Source organism: Mesorhizobium sp. M0923, from assembly GCF_040319365.1.
Lineage (GTDB): Bacteria > Pseudomonadota > Alphaproteobacteria > Rhizobiales > Rhizobiaceae > Mesorhizobium.
Map to the genome: position 1 here is coordinate 630,513 of NZ_JAMYNW010000001.1, position 18,463 is coordinate 648,975.

The following is an 18,463-nucleotide window of genomic DNA, read 5'->3' on the forward strand; positions in this document are numbered from 1 at the left end:
CTTGAACTTCTTGGACGCCACGCATCCTGGAACACGCAAGGAACGCTCCAAGACTTTAGACTCTAACGCATCGGTCCGGCAAAGATTGGTCCAGACCTTGCCGTCGACATGTTCGTTATTTGGCGCAGACTCTGCGTCAATTCAATCCCGAAGCGCGTGACGCCGGGTTGAGTTCGCAAGATGCGGAGCAAGGGCGGTACCCAAGATCGCTAGCGCTCAGCCGGTTTTCGCAATCCACCAAAAAATGCCGCAAAACCGCTGCCGGGTCGCAGACCCTCGCGCATAAAAAACGCCCGCAACGGCGCCAACCCTTCAAGCACGCCAAGACCAGCGCTGCGCGCCAACTGGGCCGGCAGCATGTCGGAAAGCAACGACATGTTGAGCAGGTTGACCGCGCTGCTGCGCGCCAGGATGTCCGGCCGCCGCTTGAAATCATAGGTCGCAAGCGCCTTGGCGGCGCCCGGGTCCGAGCGATTTCTGCTTGCGGTACCAATCAGGTCGTCGATGTCCCTGATGCCGAGATTAAGGCCTTGCGCGCCGATTGGGGGAAACACATGGGCGGCTTCGCCGACAAGCGCCACGCGGTGCTGCGCAAACCGCCACGGGCTCACCGCTGAAAGGGGGTAGACCTGTCGGCCGGGCTCAACCGACACGCGGCCCAGCATCGATTGCATCCGCTGTTCGACCCGCGTCGAAAGCTCGGCGTCGTCAAGTGCTGCAAGGTCCCTGGCGGTATCGGGCTCGAGCACCCAGACAAGGCTGGACCGGTTGCCGGGCAGGGGAACCTGTGTGAACGGACCGGTCTCGGTGTGGAATTCGGTCGAAGTAAAGGCATGGTCGCTGCGGTGACCGAAATTGAGCACCAGCGCCGCCTGCGGATAGGATCGGACCGATGTCCGGATGCCGGCTGCCTCGCGGGCCGGCGACTGACGGCCATCGGCGGCAACCGCCAACGACGCCTCAATCTCGCTGCCGTCGGCGAGAACGGCATGGGCATGGTCGGCATCGAGGCGCCATGCCTCCACCATCGACTTTCGCCACTCGATGCCCGCATGCGCGCCGACAGCCTCGGCTAGCGCGCGGTTGAGAACGCTGTTGGGCACGTTCAGTCCGAATTGCTCTTCGTCGATCTCGCTGGCGCGAAAGGTCACTGTCGGGCCGCGGATCAGCCGGCTTGTTGCATCGACGATGCGCATCACCTTGAGCGGCGCTGCGTGCGGCCTGATTCTATCCAGGATCCCGAGCCGTTCTAACATCTTCAGGGCAGGGTTCATCAAGGCTGTCGTCCGGGCATCGGGGCCGGCTGCCTCGGGTCCGACGAGCGTCACCGGAAAGCCGGTCTCGGCAAAGCCAAGCGCCGCGATCAGCCCTGCGGGGCCGCTGCCGGCAACGAGTATCCGTGCTGTTTCCCGATGATCCAAATTCGGCTTCCCGATTGCGAGGTGAGGCCTATCCGACCTGCCGGTCCATATAGGTCAGGTGATGTCGCTTGATCAACGCGGCGATTCGGCCCATTCGGTTGCCATGACCGGCCAACAAGACGATTTCAGCCACCTGGACGGTATCGGCCGTGCGATGGCGAGCGTTGCGCGCAGCCCTCGACTGACGGTGAGCGTTGTTGCTGGCATGGGCATCGCCCTTGCATGGCTCCTTCTCGGCGCAATTGCAGTTCGTGGTGCCGTAAAGCCGGCTCCCGGGCACCGATGCACCCGGTGACACTATGCTGAGATATCTGCCGCAACTGCCGCTGCCGGATTTCCTTGCGCGTTTCTTCGCCCTCTGCCTTGCGCCGGCGCCGCTTCACGCAAGCCTAGGCGCGCAAGGCGGGGCACTCACCGCGATGTGGCTGTTGATGGCCATCGCGACCATGCTGCCCTCCGCGGCGCCGATGATCCGGACCTATTGCGAGATCGCAGATACCGCTAGGATCAAGAGGGAGCCGGTCGCCCATCCGTTGGTCCTCGTCGCTGGATATTTAAGCGTCTGGCTTGCCGTCTCGGCAATGTTCGCAGCCCTGACGCTAGCAGTCGATGCATTCGCGTCACCCGGGCAGATGCTCGATCCGGCGGTTGGAATTGCCGGAGCAGCCGCGCTGTCGATCGCTGGTCGCTATCAGTTCAGCTGGCTGAAGGAAGCCTGTCTGGAGAAGTGCAGAAATCCGTTCTCGGTCCTGTTCGCCAACTGGAGCGCCAGGCCCATTCGCATTTTCCGGCTCGGCATGGAGCAGGGCCTGTGGTGCCTTGGATGCTGCTGGGCGCTGATGCTGGTAATGTTTGCCGTCGGCGTGATGAACGTGTTCTGGATGGCGCTCATCGGCCTGTTTAGCCTGGTCGAAAAACAGACGGCAGGCAATCTGCCGACGCGGCTGGCCGGCGCGATACTGCTTGTCTGGGCAGCCACGCTGCTAGTAGTCTCGACATGAGGGGGAGAATTCGATGACAGACCAAAACTGGGCAATGAAGGGAGAGCTCGTCCTCTCCTGCAATTGCACGGTTTTTTGCCCTTGCGTGCTGTCGCTCGGCAATCATCGGCCGACAGAAGGCTATTGCCAGACCTGGGCCGGATTCCGCATCGATGCCGGCCATTTCGGCGAGGTCGACCTGTCTGGTCTCAATCTTGGGCTGGTCATGGAAATCCCCGGCTATATGAGCCGCGGCAATTGGACTGCCGGCCTGTTCATCGACAAGCGCGCCTCGGTCTACGCTGTGAAGGCACTGACGAAGATATTCACCGGCAAGGCCGGCGGAACCACATCGCTGCTCTCGATCCTGGTCGGACAGTTCCTCGGCGCCGAGCAGGTGCCGATCACCTACGAGACGCGTGAGAAAACGCGCATCTTTCAGATACCGAAGATCATCGATGGCGCGGTGACGCCGATCACCGGCAAGGATCGCGACAAGGATACGGTCATCACCAATTCGGAATACTGGATCGCGCCGGAGATCATCGTCGCCAAATCCGACAGGAGCAAAATGCGGGCCTTTGGCCGCAACTGGAACTTTGCCGGCCGCTCGGCCGAAATCAGCAAGCTGGACTGGCGGGGACCGTGAGCAAGAAGACGACGGCCAGGAAAATCGCCGACCGGATTCCGCTGCCGAAGAAGAAAGTCACATGGCCGCAGGCGCGGGCGTTCTCGGTCCATCTCTTGACCGCGTCGGGCTCATTCCTGGCGTTTCTGTCGCTGGTCGCAGCAAGCGAGCAGCGCTGGACGGCGATGTTCTGGTGGCTAGGGCTGGCGCTGTTCGTCGACGGCATCGACGGGCCGATCGCCAGGAAGCTCGACGTCAAGGAAATCCTGCCGACATGGTCGGGCGAACTCCTCGACAACATCATCGACTACGTGACCTACGTGCTGATTCCAGCCTTCGCGCTCTATCAGCGCGGCTTCATGGGCGAGCGCCTGTCGTTCCTGTCGGCGGCGATCATCGTGGTGTCGAGCGCAATCTACTATGCCGATACCGGCATGAAGACGAAGGAGAATTTCTTCAAGGGCTTTCCAGTCGTCTGGAACATGGTGGTGTTCACGCTGTTCGTCATCGAACCCGGACAATGGGTTTCCTTCGCCGTGGTCGTGGTGGCCGGCATTCTCACCTTCGTGCCGATCCATTTCATCCATCCGGTGCGGGTGAAGCGGCTGCGGCCAGTCAATCTCGGCATGACGCTGCTTTGGTGTGCTTTCGGCGCGCTGGCGCTGGCGCAGGCCGCGCTTGCCTCCTTCTATGACAAGATCGGCGTGCTGGGCGAGCAGGTCAGCGATTTCATCAAGATCGGAATTACGGTCACCGGGCTTTACCTAGCTTGCATCGGCGCTATCATGCAGTTCTTTCCAAATCTCGGCGCCAAGCCGGACAAGAAAGCCTGATCCCAAGAGAGCTGGAAAATGTCCAAAGCGATCCGCATCCACGCCAATGGCGGTCCGGAGGTCCTGACCTATGAGGATACCGATCCCGGGCAGCCGGGCTCGGGGCAGATTCTGGTCAGGCACACCGCGATCGGTCTCAATTTCATCGACGTCTATTATCGCTCGGGCCTTTATCCGCCGCAGGGCGGATTTCCGCTGATCCCCGGCGGTGAGGCGGCCGGCGTGGTTTTGGAGGTCGGCACAGATGTCGACTGGCTGACGCCCGGGGATCGCGTCGCCTATGCGGTGACCACCGGCGCCTATGCCGGGCAGCGCGTGATCGCCGCCGACCGCGTGGTGAAGGTGCCCGACGGCATCAGCGACGAACAGGCCGCGGCTATGATGCTGAAGGGCATGACCGCCGAGTACCTGTTGCGCCGTACGTTCAAAGTGAAGGCGGGCGATACGATCCTGTTTCATGCGGCGGCCGGCGGTGTTGGCCTGATCCTCGGCCAATGGGCCAAGCATCTCGGCGCGACGGTGATCGGCACCGCAAGTTCGACCGACAAGATCGAGCTCGCCAAGGCGCACGGCTTCGACCACGTGATCAACTATCGCGAGCAGGATTTCGTCGCCGGTGTTGCCGCCATCACCGGTGGCAAGAAATGCGACGTGGTCTACGATTCGGTCGGCAACGATACGTTCCCGGCCTCGCTCGATTGCCTGCGGCCGCTCGGCACGTTCGTCAGCTTCGGTCAATCATCTGGGCCGATCCCGCCCTTCAGCATCTCATTGCTGGCGCAGAAGGGCTCGTTGTTCGCAACGCGGCCGACGCTGTTCGTCTATAATGCCAAGCGCGAGGACCTCGAGGCTTCCGCCGCCGCCTTGTTCGATGTCGTGCTCAGCGGTGCCGTCAAGATCAAGATCAATCAGCGTTACGCGCTCAGCGATGCCGGCAAGGCGCATTCCGATCTCGAAGGGCGCAGGACGACCGGGACAACGATACTTATCCCTTGAGCGCCCGCAGTTTCGGCCCGCCGACGCCGCGGTTCTTGCGAACTGCGCTTTACCGCTTGAGTTTCCGCTGAAATTCTTGAAGCTCTTTCAAGTCGTGAGGCGCTTACCGTCGAGAGCAGGGCGCGCATACGATGTTTGCGGGAACACAGAACATATCTGGCAAACCAGATGGAGGCACTGTGAGTGCAGATCAAGACGGCGCAAACCTGCTGGAGGTTCGCGGCCTCACCAAGATATTCGGCATGCTGACGGCGTGCGACCATGTCGATCTCAACATCGCCAAGGGCGAGATCCACGCGTTGCTTGGCGAGAACGGCGCCGGCAAGTCGACGCTGGTGAAAATGCTGTTTGGATCACTGGAACCGAATTCAGGCGAGATTTTCTGGAATGGCCAGGCAGTCCGGATCACCAGCCCCGGCACCGCAAAAAAGCTCGGCATCGGCATGGTTTTCCAGCATTTTTCGCTGTTCGAGGCGCTGACGGCGGCGGAGAACATCGCGCTGTCGCTGGATGACGGCTCGCCGATCAGCACGATCGCGGCCAAGGCGAGGGCGCTCTCCTACAGTTATGGCCTGCCTCTCGATCCGCTATCGCTGGTCGGTGATCTGTCGGTCGGCGAGCGTCAGCGTATCGAAATCATCCGCTGCCTGTTGCAGACGCCGCAACTCATCATCCTCGACGAGCCGACTTCGGTGCTGACGCCGCAGGAAGCCGATAAGCTGTTCGAGACGCTCGAGCGGTTGCGTTCGGAAGGAAAGTCCATCCTCTACATTTCGCACCGGCTGGAAGAGGTCAAACGCATCTGCGACCGCGCCACCGTGCTGCGTCACGGCAAGGTGGTCGGCCATTGCAATCCGCGCCAGGAAACCGCGTCTTCGTTGGCGCGGATGATGGTGGGCAACGAGGTTCAGGCTGTGGTGCGGGCGCCGGCCGAAGGTATCGAGACCGCGCCGGTGCTGCTTCAAGTCCGCGAACTCACCCGCAAGCCGGCGACTCCGTTCTCCATCCCGCTCAGGAACATCAATCTTGAAGTCCGCGCCGGCGAGGTGATCGGCATTGCCGGTGTCGCCGGCAACGGCCAGGGCGAATTCTTCGAGTCCGTTTCCGGCGAGGTGCTGCAGCAGGATGCCGGCTCGGTCCGCATCCGCGGCAAAGATGCCGGCGGCCTCACGATCACCGGCAGGCGCCTGATGGGCGCTGCCTTCGTCCCGGAAGAGCGGCTCGGCCACGGCGCAGCACCGCGCATGAAGCTTTCGGAGAACCTGCTTCTGTCGCGCCACGCCACCGATGGCAAGATGTTTGTCGGCGCCGGTGGAATGGTCAAGAGCGATGCAATCTATTCCGCTGCCCAGCGCATCATAAAGGCGATGGACGTGCGCAAGAGCGCGCCGGATCCGGAGGCTGCGGCTCTTTCGGGCGGCAATCTGCAGAAATTCATCGTCGGCCGCGAACTCGACCGCCGGCCAAGCGTCTTGGTGGTCAATCAGCCGACCTGGGGGGTCGACGCGGGTGCGGCGGCCCACATCCGGCAGGCGCTGATCGAGCTAGCGCGCAGCGGCTCGGCGGTGCTGGTGATCAGCCAGGACCTCGACGAGCTGTTCGAGATTTCCGATGCGATCACGGTCATGCACAATGGCGAACTGTCGAGGCCGCTGCCGATAACTGAAGCGACATTCGAGAAGATCGGGCTGCTGATGGGCGGCTCAGAACCCGGGCATGCCGAACATACGTTGGAGACGGCTTGATGCGCCTCGAACTTGTAAAACGCCCGCAGCGCTCGATGCTGTTTTCGGCACTCTCGCCGTTCATCGCTTTCGTTTTGACGATCATTGCTGGTGCTATCATGTTCGCGCTGCTCGGCGTCAACCCGTTGACGGCGTTCCGCATCTACTTCATTGAACCGATCAGCCAAGTCTGGCAGTTGCATGAGCTGGCGATCAAGGCCGCCCCCCTGATCCTGATCGCGGTCGGGCTGTCGGTCTGCTACAAGGCAAACATCTGGAACATCGGCGCCGAAGGCCAGTTCATCCTGGGCGGCATTGTCGGCTCGATCATTCCCGTGCTGTTTCCGCAGTTCGAAGGTCCATTGGTGCTGCCGCTGATGCTTCTGCTCGGCATGGTCGGCGGGGCCGCCTATGCCGCAATTCCGGCACTGCTGAAGACGCGCTTCAACACCAACGAGATCCTGACCAGCCTGATGCTGGTCTATGTCGCCCAGCTCTTCCTCGATTGGCTGGTGCGCGGGCCGTGGCGCGATCCGCAGGGTCATGGTTTCCCGCAGACCATCCAGTTCAACGACTCGGCTATCCTTCCGGAACTCCTCCCGGAATCCGGCAGGGCGAACTGGGGATTTGTCTTCGCGCTGATCGCGGCAGTACTGATCTGGATCCTGATGAGCCGGATGCTGAAAGGCTTTGAGGTCCGCGTGCTCGGCTCGAGCCCGAGGGCAGGGCGCTTCGCCGGTTTCGGCCTGAGCCGCATGGTTTTCTTTGCCTTTCTGCTGTCGGGCGCGCTGGCCGGACTTGCCGGCATTTCGGAGGTCTCTGGCGCCATCGGCCAGCTGCAGCCGGTGATCTCGCCCGGCTACGGATTTACCGCCATCATCGTGGCATTCCTCGGCCGGCTCAATCCGCTGGGCATCGTTGCCGCCGGCCTTGTGCTGGCGCTGACCTATCTCGGCGGCGAGGCGGTGCAAAGCGCGCTCGGCATCTCCGACAAGGTGGCGCGCGTGTTCCAGGGGATGCTTTTGTTCTTCGTGCTCGGCTGCGACACGCTCATTCACTATCGCATCCGCCTGACCGGCCTTTCCGCGCCGAAACTCGAGGCAGCACCGAAGCTGGAGGAAGCCCGCTGATGGACATCACCGTCAACATCCTCTTGACCATCGCGACGGCGGCGACGCCGCTGCTGATAGCGGCGATCGGCGAACTGGTGGTCGAACGTTCCGGCGTGCTCAATCTCGGCGTCGAAGGAATGATGATCATGGGTGCGGTCGGCGGCTTCGGCGCCGGCTATCTGACCGGCTCGCCGTGGATAGGGCTGTTGGCGGCAATTGCCATGGGGGCAGTGTTCTCGCTTCTGTTCGCCCTCATGACCCTGTCGCTGGCCACCAATCAGGTGGCCACCGGCCTGTCGCTGACGCTGCTTGGCCTCGGCCTTTCCGGCATGATGGGGACGAATTTTGTCGGCCAGCCCGGTGAGAGATTGCCCAACCTCGATATTCCCGGCCTGACCGCAATCCCCATCGTCGGCAGGCTGCTGTTCGGTCAGGATCCGATCTTCTACATCTCGATCGCGCTGACCGCCGCCGTCATGTGGTTCCTGTTCAAGACCCGCACCGGGCTCACTCTGCGTTCGATCGGCGACAGCCATGCATCCGCCCATGCGCTTGGCATCCACGTCATCCGTTACCGCTATCTCTCAGTGATTTTCGGCGGCGCTTGTGCCGGCCTCGCCGGCGGTCATCTATCGCTGGTCTACACACCGCAATGGGTGGAGAACATGACCGCCGGCCGCGGCTGGATCGCGCTGGCTCTGGTCGTCTTCGCCTCCTGGCGGCCATGGCGGGTGTTGGCCGGCGCCTATATCTTCGGCGCGGTCTGGATCGGCCAGCTTCATGCACAGGCATTTGGCATTCCGGTCCCCTCGCAACTGCTTTCTTCGCTGCCCTATCTGGCAACCGTCGTGGTTCTCGTTCTAATCTCCCGCAACAAGCGTCTGACGATGATGAACACGCCGGCTTCCCTGGGGCAGCCATTCGTTCCGGATCGTTGACAACAAAAAGACGGAAGCTCAAGGCTTAACTCAGAGAGGTAACACAATGAAAAAACTGCTTATTGCCCTGATGGCGACGACGGCCGCATTGTCGCTGGCGGCCTCAGCCGAGGCGGCGGACAAGCTGAAGGCCTGCTGGGTCTATACCGGCCCGATCGGCGATTTCGGCTACTCCTACCAGCACGACCAAGGCCGCCTCGAGGTGGAAAAGGCACTCGGCGACAAGGTCGAGACCGCCTATCTCGAGAACGTCTCCGAAGGCCCCGATGCCGACCGCGCCTTCGAACGCCTGGCACGCGAGGGCTGCAAGATCATTTTCGGCACATCCTTCGGCTTCATGGACCCGGAAGTGAAGATCGCCAAGAAATTCCCCAAGGTGATGTTCGAGCACGCCACCGGCTACAAGACGGCCGAAAATCTCGGCATCTACAATGCGCGTTTCTATGAGGGCCGCTACGTGCTTGGCCAGATCGCCGCCAAACAATCGAAGTCGGGCGTCGCCGGCTACATCGTTTCCTTCCCGATCCCGGAAGTGGTGATGGGCATAAATTCCTTCATGCTCGGCGCGCAGTCGATCAACCCGAACTTCAAGGCGAAGATCGTCTGGGTGAACTCCTGGTTCGATCCGGGCAAGGAAGCCGACGCAGCCAAGGCATTGTTCGATCAAGGCGCCGACATCATCGTCCAGCACACCGACTCGACCGCTGCTTTGCAGGTGGCGGAGGAGCGCAAGCTGCACGGCTTCGGCCAGTCCTCCGACATGATCAAGTTCGCGCCGCACGCGCAGCTGACCTCGCTGACCGACGAGTGGGGGCCGTACTACATCAGCCGGGTCCAGGCGGCGCTCGACGGCACCTGGAAGCCCGACAATGTCTGGCTCGGCATCAAGGACGGCGCCGTCAAGCTGGCGCCGTTCACCAATATGCCCGACGACGTCAAGGCGATGGCCGAGGCCACCACCAAGAAGATAGCCGACGGCTGGAATCCCTTCACCGGGCCGATCGCCAAGCAGGACGGCACACCATGGCTGAAGGACGGCGAGGTCGCTGACGACGGCACGCTGCTTGGGATGAATTTCTACGTGAAGGGCGTCGACGACAAGCTGCCACAGTAAGCAACCGGAAACACATCGAACGAAAGGGCGCCACGCGGCGCCCTTTTTGTTTTGGATTGAGTGATATCAGACCGCCGAGCCGTAGAGGTCGTAAGCGTCGGCACGATCGATCTTGACCGTGACGATGTCGCCGGCGCGCAACGGCCGCCGCGATTGGATATGCACCGCACCGTCGATTTCGGGCGCATCGTATTTGGTCCGGCCCTTGGCCGAATTGCCATGTGCTTCGTCGATCAGTACCGGCAGGCGCTTGCCGATTTTCTTGGCGAGCTGCGTTGCCGAAATCTTCTGCTGGCGCTGCATAAAGCGGTGCCAGCGGGCTTCCTTGACCTCCTGCGGCACTTGCTTGAGGCCGAGCTCGTTGGAACGGGCGCCTCTGACCGGCTCGTATTTGAAGCAGCCGGCACGATCGATCCTGGCCTCGTCCAGCCAGTCGAGCAGCATCTCGAAATCGTCGTCCGTCTCGCCGGGGAAACCGACGATGAAGGTGGAGCGAATGGCGAGATCCGGACAGATCTCGCGCCAGCCGCGAATGCGCTCGAGCGTCTTCTCGCCATGGGCGGGCCGGCGCATGTTCTTCAGCACCTGCGGCGAGGCGTGCTGGAACGGGATATCGAGATAAGGAAGGATAGTGCCTTCGGCCATCAGTGGGATGACGTCGGCGACATGCGGATAGGGATAGACATAGTGCATGCGCACCCAGACACCGAGCTTACCCAGCTCTTCCGACAGATCGAGGAATTTCGCCCGCACTTCGCGATCGCCGAACATGCTGGTCTGGTATTTGATGTCGATGCCGTAGGCGCTGGTGTCCTGCGAGATGACGAGGATCTCCTTGACCCCGGCCTTGGCCAGCTTCTCGGCCTCGCGCAACACGTCGGCGGCCGGCCGCGATACGAGATCGCCGCGCAGCGCCGGGATGATGCAGAAGGTGCAGCGGTTGTTGCAGCCTTCCGAAATCTTGAGATAGGCATAGTGGCGCGGCGTGAGCTTGACGCCCTGCGGCGGCAAAAGGTCGATATAGGGATCGTGGCTCGGGGGAGCGGCCTCATGCACTGCCGCCATCACGCTTTCATAAGCTTGCGGGCCGGTGATGGCGAGGACGTTGGGATGTCTTTCACGGATGACGTCCGGTTCGGCGCCGAGGCAGCCGGTGACGATGACCTTGCCATTCTCCGAAAGTGCCGAGCCGATGGCGTTGAGCGATTCGTCGCGGGCCGAATCGAGGAAGCCACAGGTGTTGACGACGACCAGGTCGGCGCCGTCGTGCTTGCGGGCGATCTCGTAGCCTTCGGCGCGCAGGCGCGTGATGATGCGTTCCGAATCCACAAGGGCTTTCGGGCATCCAAGACTGACGAAGCTGACACGAGGGGCGGACATCAAAGCTTTTCCGGATTTTCAGGATTGGCGGCGCAGTACCACAGTTGTTGCCGCATTGGTATGGGCAGCGGCTGCAGCGAAACGCAAGCGCCCCCGAAGGCTGGCCGAAGTCGAAGTGCCGGCCGATGCGAATTCGAGTCGATGCGTCAGCTCACCGCACTGCTGACATGCGGCAAGACTTCCACCGCGCCTCGATAGATCATATCGAGTGCGACATAGAAGATGATCAAAAGGCCGATATAGGCGATCCAGCGATGGCGGTGCAGCAGCTTGGCGATGAAGCTCGCGGCAAGGCCCATCAGCGCGATCGACAGGACCAGGCCGATCACCAGCACCTGGAAGTGATCGCGCGCTGCGCCGGCGACTGCCAGCACGTTGTCGAGCGACATAGAGACGTCGGCGATGACGATCTGCAATGCAGCCTGACCCAGGGTCTTCTTACGCGCCTTCCCGGCCACCATATTATCGCTGTTGATATCGGAATTGGACAACGCCTCGGTCGCCTCCACTTCGTCGGCATGGGAGGTGCGCAGTTCGCGATACATCTTCCAGCACACCCACAGCAGCAGGATGCCGCCGGCCAGCAGCAGGCCGACAATCTGGAGCAGAGTGACAGTGATAGCTGCAAAACCGATGCGCAGCACCGTCGCCGCCACCACGCCGATAAGGATCGCTCTCTTGCGCTGCTCGACCGGCAGGCCGGCAGCGGCAAGGCCGATGACAATGGCGTTATCGCCTGCAAGCACGAGATCGATGGCGATGACCTGGAGCAGGGCAGAGAAGCCCGCGGCGGTGAAAATTTCCATCGACTGGGAGTTCCCTTGCTGGTTGGCCGGCCGTTCGCGTCGAATGCCTGGAGGCCCTAACGTGTATGGTTCCCGCACGTCAAGGGACTGGTTGGAACAAGGTCGGCAAACCGCTCGTCACGGCGGCAACATACAGAGTTTGCGACGATCGGCCCGAAACACCGGCGAAAATGCGGCCAGAGGTCGCGAATGCCTAGTTGTAGAGATTGTATTTGGGCCAGTCGCTTTCGGGAATTTCGTCGCCAATCCGGTAGCGGAGCTGCAGGACCTCCATATGGTCCGGCGCTGTCTCGCATTTAAATTTCAGCCGGTACCATTGTCCCTTGCTGCGAAACGCAGCGCCCGGGCTCCTGATCGCATCGGCGCCCATTTCGGGCGTCGCAAAGGCGTAAGCGACGACGCGATCGGCTCTGTATTTGTGGTCGTCGCGGGTAATCCGGTCGAGAATTTCGGCGTCGCATCGCTGCTCCAGCCGGGTTTGCGGGTCGAGTTTAAGCAGGCCGGCGCGCAATGCGCTGTCCATCGCGGTGGCCGGCCAAGCCACTATCGTCCATGCGAAAACCGCAGAAAATAGTTTATTCATAGGCGGGAGAAGCATCATATTCGGACGGAGAAATCAACCCGATCGGGGGTCACTTCCCGGTCATCTCGACGCAAGCCCAGGAGATTGCTTTCGGGACAAGGCTTCAAATGGCGGAGGGAGTGGGATTCGAACCCACGGTGGGCTTGCACCCACGCCGGTTTTCAAGACCGGTGCCTTAAACCGCTCGGCCATCCCTCCAAGGTGATTTTTCAATCACTTAGGATATCGCGAGAGGGCGGGTTCGAGCAGTCGGTACCGGATTGGCACCAGGACGTTCCCCAACCGGTTCGCGCTTCATTCCTGTAAAGCCGCATTCAACACCAAGTCAACCATGGCGACCGCACCTTTGGGCGCGATTCAGGACGGTGAGCAGCCCGGCATGGCGACCTGTGTTTTGTGCTGAGTGTGGAAAATCGTTTTTAAAACCCGCACAGACTATTAATCGTTGTGCGCCGATATGTTGGGCGCATTAAACACATGTAAGTAAATCGTATTCCGGAGTTGATTTTGGCCGTACTTGGCGCTCTCCCGCCCGGTCTTCGCTGTAGACCAATTCGAGAAACCGACTGGGAGGGAGTGGTCGACTGTCTGTGCAGGGGCTTTCCGGCGCGTAACCGGAGTTACTGGATACAGGCTCTGACCCGTTTGTCGCAGCGGCCCGCAGTTGCCGAGTTCCCACAATATGGCTTTGTTTTGGAGCATGCCGGTCGGATCGTCGGCGTTGTGCTCACCCTTTATGCTCGCTACCAGGGGTCGGAGGGCGACGAAATCCGCTGCAATCTTTCAAGCTGGTCAGTCGACGCAGAATTCCGTCCCTACGGCGCCATGTTGGTTGCGGCGGTTCTCAAGCGAAGGGATGTGACCTACACGAACATTTCGCCGGCACAAGCGACATTGAAAGCCAACCGGGCGCTCGGCTTTCGGCTCTTCTCCAGCGGACAATTTACCTTCGTGCCGGCTTTAAGTTCGGCGCAGCGGTCATGTCGCGTGCTCGAAGCGCGTCCCGATCTTCCGGAATTGGCGATGCTGTCCGAGAGTGAGAGATACATACTCTCTGAACACTCCACGCTGGGCTGCCTGTCGTTGATCTGCATTTGCGACGGAGCAGCGTTTCCCTTGGTGTTGATGCCGCGCCGAATGTTGCACGGTCTTATCCGATGCCATCAGATCATCTATTGCCGCTCGCTCGCGGATTTAAGCCGGTGCGCCGGTGCCGTGGGGCGCTTTCTCTTGCGAAGGGGAATCCTGGTTTGCTTTGTCGACGCCAAGGAGCCGATTCCAGGTTTGTTGGGGTGGTACCGCGCCAACAAGGGGCTGAAATACTTCAAGGGCCCCAGACCACCCGCACTTGGAGATCTGACGTTCACCGAGCTTGTGATATTCGGTCCCTGAATCTGCGCTCGGAGACATGCCAACGCCGGGCAGCAAAGCGTGCGGGCACGAATGGCGCTGGTGATCGATACGCGATGATTTTCATGCCGATCGGCGAGACGGTCGTGCCACAATCTCGCCCGGTTCCGACCACAATCGGTTAATACGGTGATAAACAATTCCTGCGCACAAAAGGATTGGGGTTGGGAGTCGCCGGCGTTTCTGGAGTGGGTGCTTTGGCACCGCCAACGTTAAAGCTGCGGTGCCTTCGTCGAGACTGTAGGGGACAATCGAAAATGCAGACTACGGCGCGCCCGCGTCTTCGTCGCGCTTCCGCTTTCGCGCTGTTTGCCTTGTCGGCAGCCTTTCTTGCGGCATGTGCCGGGCCGCAGCAAAAGGCGATGGTCAACAAGAAACCACGCTCCAAGGAATATTTTTCCGAAGCCGAATACGGTGTGAAAGCCAGCCCGCGCGTGACGTTCAAGACGTCTCGCGGACGCGATCAGCTCGGCAGACCCTATCAGGTGCGCGGCAAGTGGTACTATCCAAAGGAAGACAAGCGTTACGCTAAGGTTGGCCTCGCATCCTGGTATGGTGAGGCCTTCCACGGCCGGTTGACCGCCAACGGCGAAGTCTACGACATGGCAGATCTGACGGCGGCGCATCCGACCATGCCGCTGCCGAGCTATGCGCGTGTCACCAACATGAAGACCGGCAGCTCGGTGATCGTGCGCGTCAACGATCGCGGACCCTATCATGATGGACGCATCATCGATGTGTCTAAGCGCGCTGCTGAAATGCTCGATTATGCCAATATCGGTACGGCCGAGGTGAAGGTCGAATATGTCGGCCGTGCGCCGCTCGAAGGCAATGACGGTCAATATCTGATGGCCTCGTACCATCCCGGCAACAGGGCACCGGATCCATCGGACGGTCTGCCCAGCGGTGTCATGGTCGCCATGAATGGGCCGTCGCCGAGCCTGCCGGTAAGCGCCGCGGTGGTGCCGTTCCCCGGTCAGCTGACGAATTCCGGGCAGGCATCGGAAGCTGTCGTTGCGACGCAGGCACTGGCCTCCGGCGATGTGACGCTGCCCGAATTTGGACCGATCGTGCCGGAGCGTCCGGAAATCAACCTGCCGGCGCAATCGCCATTCACTGTGGCGTCGCTGTCCTATGCCAATGAGCGCGTGCAGCGCGCCTCCAACGCCTTCGCCGCGCTGGATGGCGTCGGCATGTCGCCCGCCGAGATTCTTCAATCCTGGAAACGGCAAGCTCCTCCAGCCGGGTCGCCCACGGACTATGTCGCGGCGGGTTCGTTCGAGGATGCCGCCGAAGCCGAGCGGGTGGCGGCCAAACTTTCCAGCTTCGGCAAGACCGAGATCCAGCGCTCCGAACTCGACGGCAAAGGCTGGTACTCGGTCAACCTCTATGCCGACGGCCATGGCAGCCTGGACGAGATGCTGCTGGCCGCGTGGTCGCATGGTGCGCCGGATGCGCTTGCCGTACGCAACTGATGGCGGGTCGCCTGGCTTTCTCGTGCGCGATTGATCCGCCGCGGAAAAGCCTGCTAGCTTCGGCCAACTTGCAAAAGAGCGCCGGCTGACTGGTCGAACCCGATGAAATTTTTCCGTCCTTCCACCGGGCTCATGACGCTCGGCCTGCTGCTGCTCTCGCTTGTGCCGGTCTCAGCACAGCTTTTCGAGACCAAGGCCGCGCAGGCCTTCATGATCGACGCCGAAACCGGCACCGTGCTGTTTTCCAAGGATGCGGACAGGTTGATCCCGCCGGCCTCGCTGGCCAAGCTGATGACGATGGAAGTGGTCTTCGACGCCATCAAATCAGGGCGCATGACGCTCGACGACACTTTCGTGGTCAGCGAGAACGCCTGGCGCAAGGGCGGCGCTCCTTCGGGGACATCGACCATGTTCGCGAAACTCAAGTCGACGATCCGGCTGGAGGACCTGATCCAGGGCGTGACCGTGCAGGCGGCCAATGACGGCTGTATCGTCATCGCTGAAGGAATGGCCGGGTCCGAAGCGAATTTCGCGGCGCAGATGACCGAGCGCGCCCGCCAGATCGGCTTGCAGAAATCGACCTTCGTCAATTCCACCGGTCTGCCGGCCGACGGGCAGCAAACGAGCGTTCGCGAGCTTGCGCTTCTGGCCCTGCATATCTGGCGCAACTACCCGGATCTCTACCGCTATTATGGCCAGAAGGATTTTAGCTGGAACAAGATTTCCCAGAGGAACCGCAACCCGTTGCTGGCCATGGATATAGGCGCCGACGGCCTTGCAGTCGGCGCCAGCGAGCAATCCGGATTCGGCATAGTCGGCTCGGTCAGCCACAATGGAACAAGGATGATTGCGGCAATGAGCGGACTGGCAAACGACCGCGAGCGCGCCGAGGAAGCGCGAAAGCTGCTCGACTGGGGCGTTCGCTCGTTCGAGAAGACGGAGATATTCGCCAAGGACGAAGTGGTTGGCGAAGCCCAGGTCTTTGGCGGCTCCAAATCCGGCGTCGCGTTAAAGGCCAATGGACCCGTGGAGATCTTCCTACCGATCGCCAACCGCGACAAGCTCACCGCCAGGATTGTCTATGACGGACCCGTGGCAGCGCCGGTGGAGGAGGGGCAGCCGGTGGGTACGCTGCGCGTCTGGATCGGCGATACGCTGAGCCAGGAGACGCCGCTTTTTGCCGCCGAGTCGATCGGTGTCGGTTCGTTGCCGCAACGCGCGCTCGATGCCGCCAAGGAACTGGCCGTCGGCTGGCTGCGTTAGCACCGTCGCGGTGGACCTTTTTTCCCGCCGGGACTATACGGTCCCCGAAGTATGGACAAAGGCTTTGGCGCGCGGATTTTTCATCACTTTTGAAGGCGGCGAAGGAGCAGGCAAGTCGACGCAGATCGGGCGGCTGGCAAAGAAGATGCGCGCCAAGAAATACGATGTACTGGTGACGCGTGAGCCGGGTGGCTCGCCGGGCGCGGAGGCGGTCAGGCATGTCCTGCTTTCAGGCGCAGCCGAGCCGTTCGGCCCCAAGATGGAAGCGCTGCTTTTCGCCGCCGCGCGTTCCGACCATGTCGAACAGGTCATCCGGCCGGCAGTCGAGCGCGGCTCGGTCGTGCTTTGCGACCGCTTCATGGATTCCTCTCGCGTCTACCAGGGCGTCACCGGAGGCCTCGACCCGGCATTCATGGACGCGTTGGAGAAGGTCGCCATCAACGGCATGGTGCCGGACATGACGCTGATCTTCGACATCGACCCCGCCGAGGGACTGAGGCGCGCTACCGCCCGACGGGGCAGCAGTGACGGCCCGGACCGCTTCGAGAAGGAAACATTGGCCATCCACCAGCGCCGCCGCGGGGCGTTTCTGACCATCGCCGCGGCTGAACCCGAACGCTGCGTCGTCGTCGATGCATCAGCAGACCCGGACACGGTGGAGGATGTCGTTACCGCCACCGTCTTCGCGGCTCTCGAGAAGATGATGCCGGCGCAAAGCAGACAGGCGGCGCCGGCATGATTTTCGAACGCATCGCACCCGAACAGCACGATACGCTGGACGGGGTGCCGGAGCCATCCGAGACGCCGCGTCTCGTCGGACATCTTCAGGCCGCCGATATGCTTGCCGCCGCCTATCGCTCGGGAAAGCTGCCGCACGCGCTGATCTTTGCCGGGCCGGTCGGCATCGGCAAGGCGACGCTGGCCTTTCACCTGGCGCATCACCTGTTGAAGCACCCAGCCTTCGGGCAGGCGCCGGAAAGCCTTGCCGTTCCCGATCCGGCATCGTCGCTGTTTCGTCAGATCGCCACCGGCGCGCATCCTTCGGTGCTGCATCTTGCGCGCCCCGCAAACGACAAGACCAAGAGCTTCAAGACCGTGGTCACCGTCGACGAGATCCGCAAGGTCAGCCGCTTTCTGTCGCTGACCTCGCATGACGGCAGCTACCGGGTGGTTATCGTCGATCCCGCCGACGACATGAACACCAATGCTGCCAATGCCTTGCTGAAGAATCTTGAAGAACCACCGGCGCGCACCTTGTTCATCCTCATCGTCCATGCGCCGGGCAGCCTGCTGCCGACGATCCGGTCGCGCTGCCAGATGGTGCGGTTGGCGCCGCTCGATGCCGAGAGCTTGATGACGGTTCTGGAGGGCATCGAGCCACCGCCACCGGAGGATCCTGCGGCGCGCGCGGCGCTGGCGGAACGGGCAGGGGGCAGCGCCCGCAATGCGATCCTGCTGACGCAATATGGCGGGCTGGAAATCGCCGCCACCCTTGACGCCCTGGTGATGGCCAAAAAGACAGATGTCGCCGGCGCCTACCGTCTTGCCGATGCGGTCGCCGGCCGCGACCAGGCGATCCAGTTCGACATCTTCAATCGCCGTGCGCTCGACCTGCTGTCGGAGGGCGCCAGCCAAGCCGCGCTGGCCGGCGATCTGGCGCGGGCCAAAACGCTGTCGGATACTTGGCACGAGGCTTTGAACGCTATATCTGAAACCGAGACCTACAACCTCGACAAGAAGCAGCACGCCCTGACCATGATCGACCGCCTGAATTCTGCAATGCGAATGTGACGGCCGCTG

At 61.7% G+C, this 18,463-nt stretch carries 17 protein-coding genes and 1 tRNA gene; 13 read left to right on the plus strand and 5 right to left on the minus strand.

The genetic code is table 11. The features are described from left to right. Positions 1-209: 209 nt before the first annotated feature. Complete coding sequence (locus NKH89_RS03020) at positions 210-1,421, minus strand: UbiH/UbiF family hydroxylase (RefSeq protein ID WP_352515827.1); 1,212 nt, start codon at positions 1,419-1,421, stop codon at positions 210-212. Between the two features lie 299 nt (positions 1,422-1,720). Here NKH89_RS03020 and NKH89_RS03025 point away from each other — a divergent pair, with 299 nt between their 5' ends. The 8 genes from NKH89_RS03025 (at position 1,721) to NKH89_RS03060 (ending at position 9,746) form a co-directional block, all read left to right on the plus strand. Then, positions 1,721-2,422 (plus strand): DUF2182 domain-containing protein, encoded by a 702-nt coding sequence (locus tag NKH89_RS03025; RefSeq protein WP_352494657.1) that lies wholly within the window; start codon positions 1,721-1,723, stop codon positions 2,420-2,422. A gap of 13 nt (positions 2,423-2,435) precedes the next feature. Further along, a complete protein-coding gene (locus tag NKH89_RS03030) occupies positions 2,436-3,050 on the plus strand; it encodes a DUF1326 domain-containing protein (RefSeq protein WP_352494658.1) in 615 nt (204 codons plus the stop codon). After that, complete coding sequence (gene pcsA / locus NKH89_RS03035) at positions 3,047-3,862, plus strand: phosphatidylcholine synthase (protein WP_352494659.1); 816 nt, start codon at positions 3,047-3,049, stop codon at positions 3,860-3,862. The genes NKH89_RS03030 and pcsA overlap by 4 nt, the downstream gene beginning before the upstream one ends. Positions 3,863-3,880: 18 nt before the next feature. After that, positions 3,881-4,858 carry a quinone oxidoreductase family protein gene (locus NKH89_RS03040; protein ID WP_352494660.1) on the plus strand — a complete coding sequence of 326 codons (978 nt, stop codon included), beginning with the start codon at positions 3,881-3,883 and terminating at the stop codon, positions 4,856-4,858. Positions 4,859-5,037: 179 nt separating this feature from the next. Further along, the gene (locus tag NKH89_RS03045) at positions 5,038-6,603 is read left to right on the plus strand and encodes an ABC transporter ATP-binding protein (RefSeq protein WP_352908386.1); all 1,566 of its coding nucleotides are present in this window, start codon (positions 5,038-5,040) and stop codon (positions 6,601-6,603) included. Continuing rightward, entirely contained in the window at positions 6,600-7,712 is a 1,113-nt protein-coding gene (locus NKH89_RS03050; protein ID WP_352855986.1) for an ABC transporter permease, read from the plus strand. Before NKH89_RS03045 ends, NKH89_RS03050 begins: the two co-directional genes overlap by 4 nt. After that, positions 7,712-8,632 carry an ABC transporter permease gene (locus tag NKH89_RS03055; RefSeq protein WP_352482567.1) on the plus strand — a complete coding sequence of 307 codons (921 nt, stop codon included), beginning with the start codon at positions 7,712-7,714 and terminating at the stop codon, positions 8,630-8,632. Before NKH89_RS03050 ends, NKH89_RS03055 begins: the two co-directional genes overlap by 1 nt. 46 nt (positions 8,633-8,678) lie before the next feature. Continuing rightward, positions 8,679-9,746 carry a BMP family ABC transporter substrate-binding protein gene (locus NKH89_RS03060; protein ID WP_352482565.1) on the plus strand — a complete coding sequence of 356 codons (1,068 nt, stop codon included), beginning with the start codon at positions 8,679-8,681 and terminating at the stop codon, positions 9,744-9,746. Between the two features lie 66 nt (positions 9,747-9,812). On the opposite strand, the gene rimO is transcribed toward NKH89_RS03060, so the two are convergent. The 4 genes from rimO to NKH89_RS03080 form a co-directional block, all read right to left on the minus strand. Continuing rightward, entirely contained in the window at positions 9,813-11,126 is a 1,314-nt protein-coding gene (rimO, locus tag NKH89_RS03065; protein ID WP_352641841.1) for a 30S ribosomal protein S12 methylthiotransferase RimO, read from the minus strand. Between the two features lie 146 nt (positions 11,127-11,272). After that, a complete protein-coding gene (locus NKH89_RS03070; protein ID WP_023717595.1) occupies positions 11,273-11,932 on the minus strand; it encodes a TerC family protein in 660 nt (219 codons plus the stop codon). 193 nt (positions 11,933-12,125) lie between these two features. Next, positions 12,126-12,533 (minus strand): DUF930 domain-containing protein, encoded by a 408-nt coding sequence (locus NKH89_RS03075; protein WP_352482561.1) that lies wholly within the window; start codon positions 12,531-12,533, stop codon positions 12,126-12,128. Positions 12,534-12,623: 90 nt separating this feature from the next. Continuing rightward, positions 12,624-12,713: transfer RNA gene (locus NKH89_RS03080), tRNA-Ser, on the minus strand. 447 nt (positions 12,714-13,160) lie between these two features. On the opposite strand from NKH89_RS03080, the gene NKH89_RS03085 reads away from it, so the two are divergent. The 5 genes from NKH89_RS03085 to NKH89_RS03105 all read left to right on the plus strand — a co-directional run bounded on the left by NKH89_RS03085 (position 13,161) and on the right by NKH89_RS03105 (position 18,454). Next, positions 13,161-13,907, plus strand: a complete 747-nt coding sequence (locus tag NKH89_RS03085) for a hypothetical protein (protein ID WP_245278523.1) — start codon at positions 13,161-13,163, stop codon at positions 13,905-13,907. A 275-nt stretch (positions 13,908-14,182) separates the two neighbouring features. Further along, positions 14,183-15,400 (plus strand): septal ring lytic transglycosylase RlpA family protein, encoded by a 1,218-nt coding sequence (locus NKH89_RS03090; RefSeq protein WP_352789988.1) that lies wholly within the window; start codon positions 14,183-14,185, stop codon positions 15,398-15,400. 132 nt (positions 15,401-15,532) lie between these two features. Next, complete coding sequence (locus NKH89_RS03095; RefSeq protein WP_036244342.1) at positions 15,533-16,663, plus strand: D-alanyl-D-alanine carboxypeptidase family protein; 1,131 nt, start codon at positions 15,533-15,535, stop codon at positions 16,661-16,663. Positions 16,664-16,727: 64 nt separating this feature from the next. Next, complete coding sequence (gene tmk / locus NKH89_RS03100; protein ID WP_352908387.1) at positions 16,728-17,402, plus strand: dTMP kinase; 675 nt, start codon at positions 16,728-16,730, stop codon at positions 17,400-17,402. Further along, positions 17,399-18,454, plus strand: a complete 1,056-nt coding sequence (locus NKH89_RS03105) for a DNA polymerase III subunit delta' (protein ID WP_352855989.1) — start codon at positions 17,399-17,401, stop codon at positions 18,452-18,454. Before tmk ends, NKH89_RS03105 begins: the two co-directional genes overlap by 4 nt. The last annotated feature ends 9 nt before the right edge of the window (positions 18,455-18,463 follow it).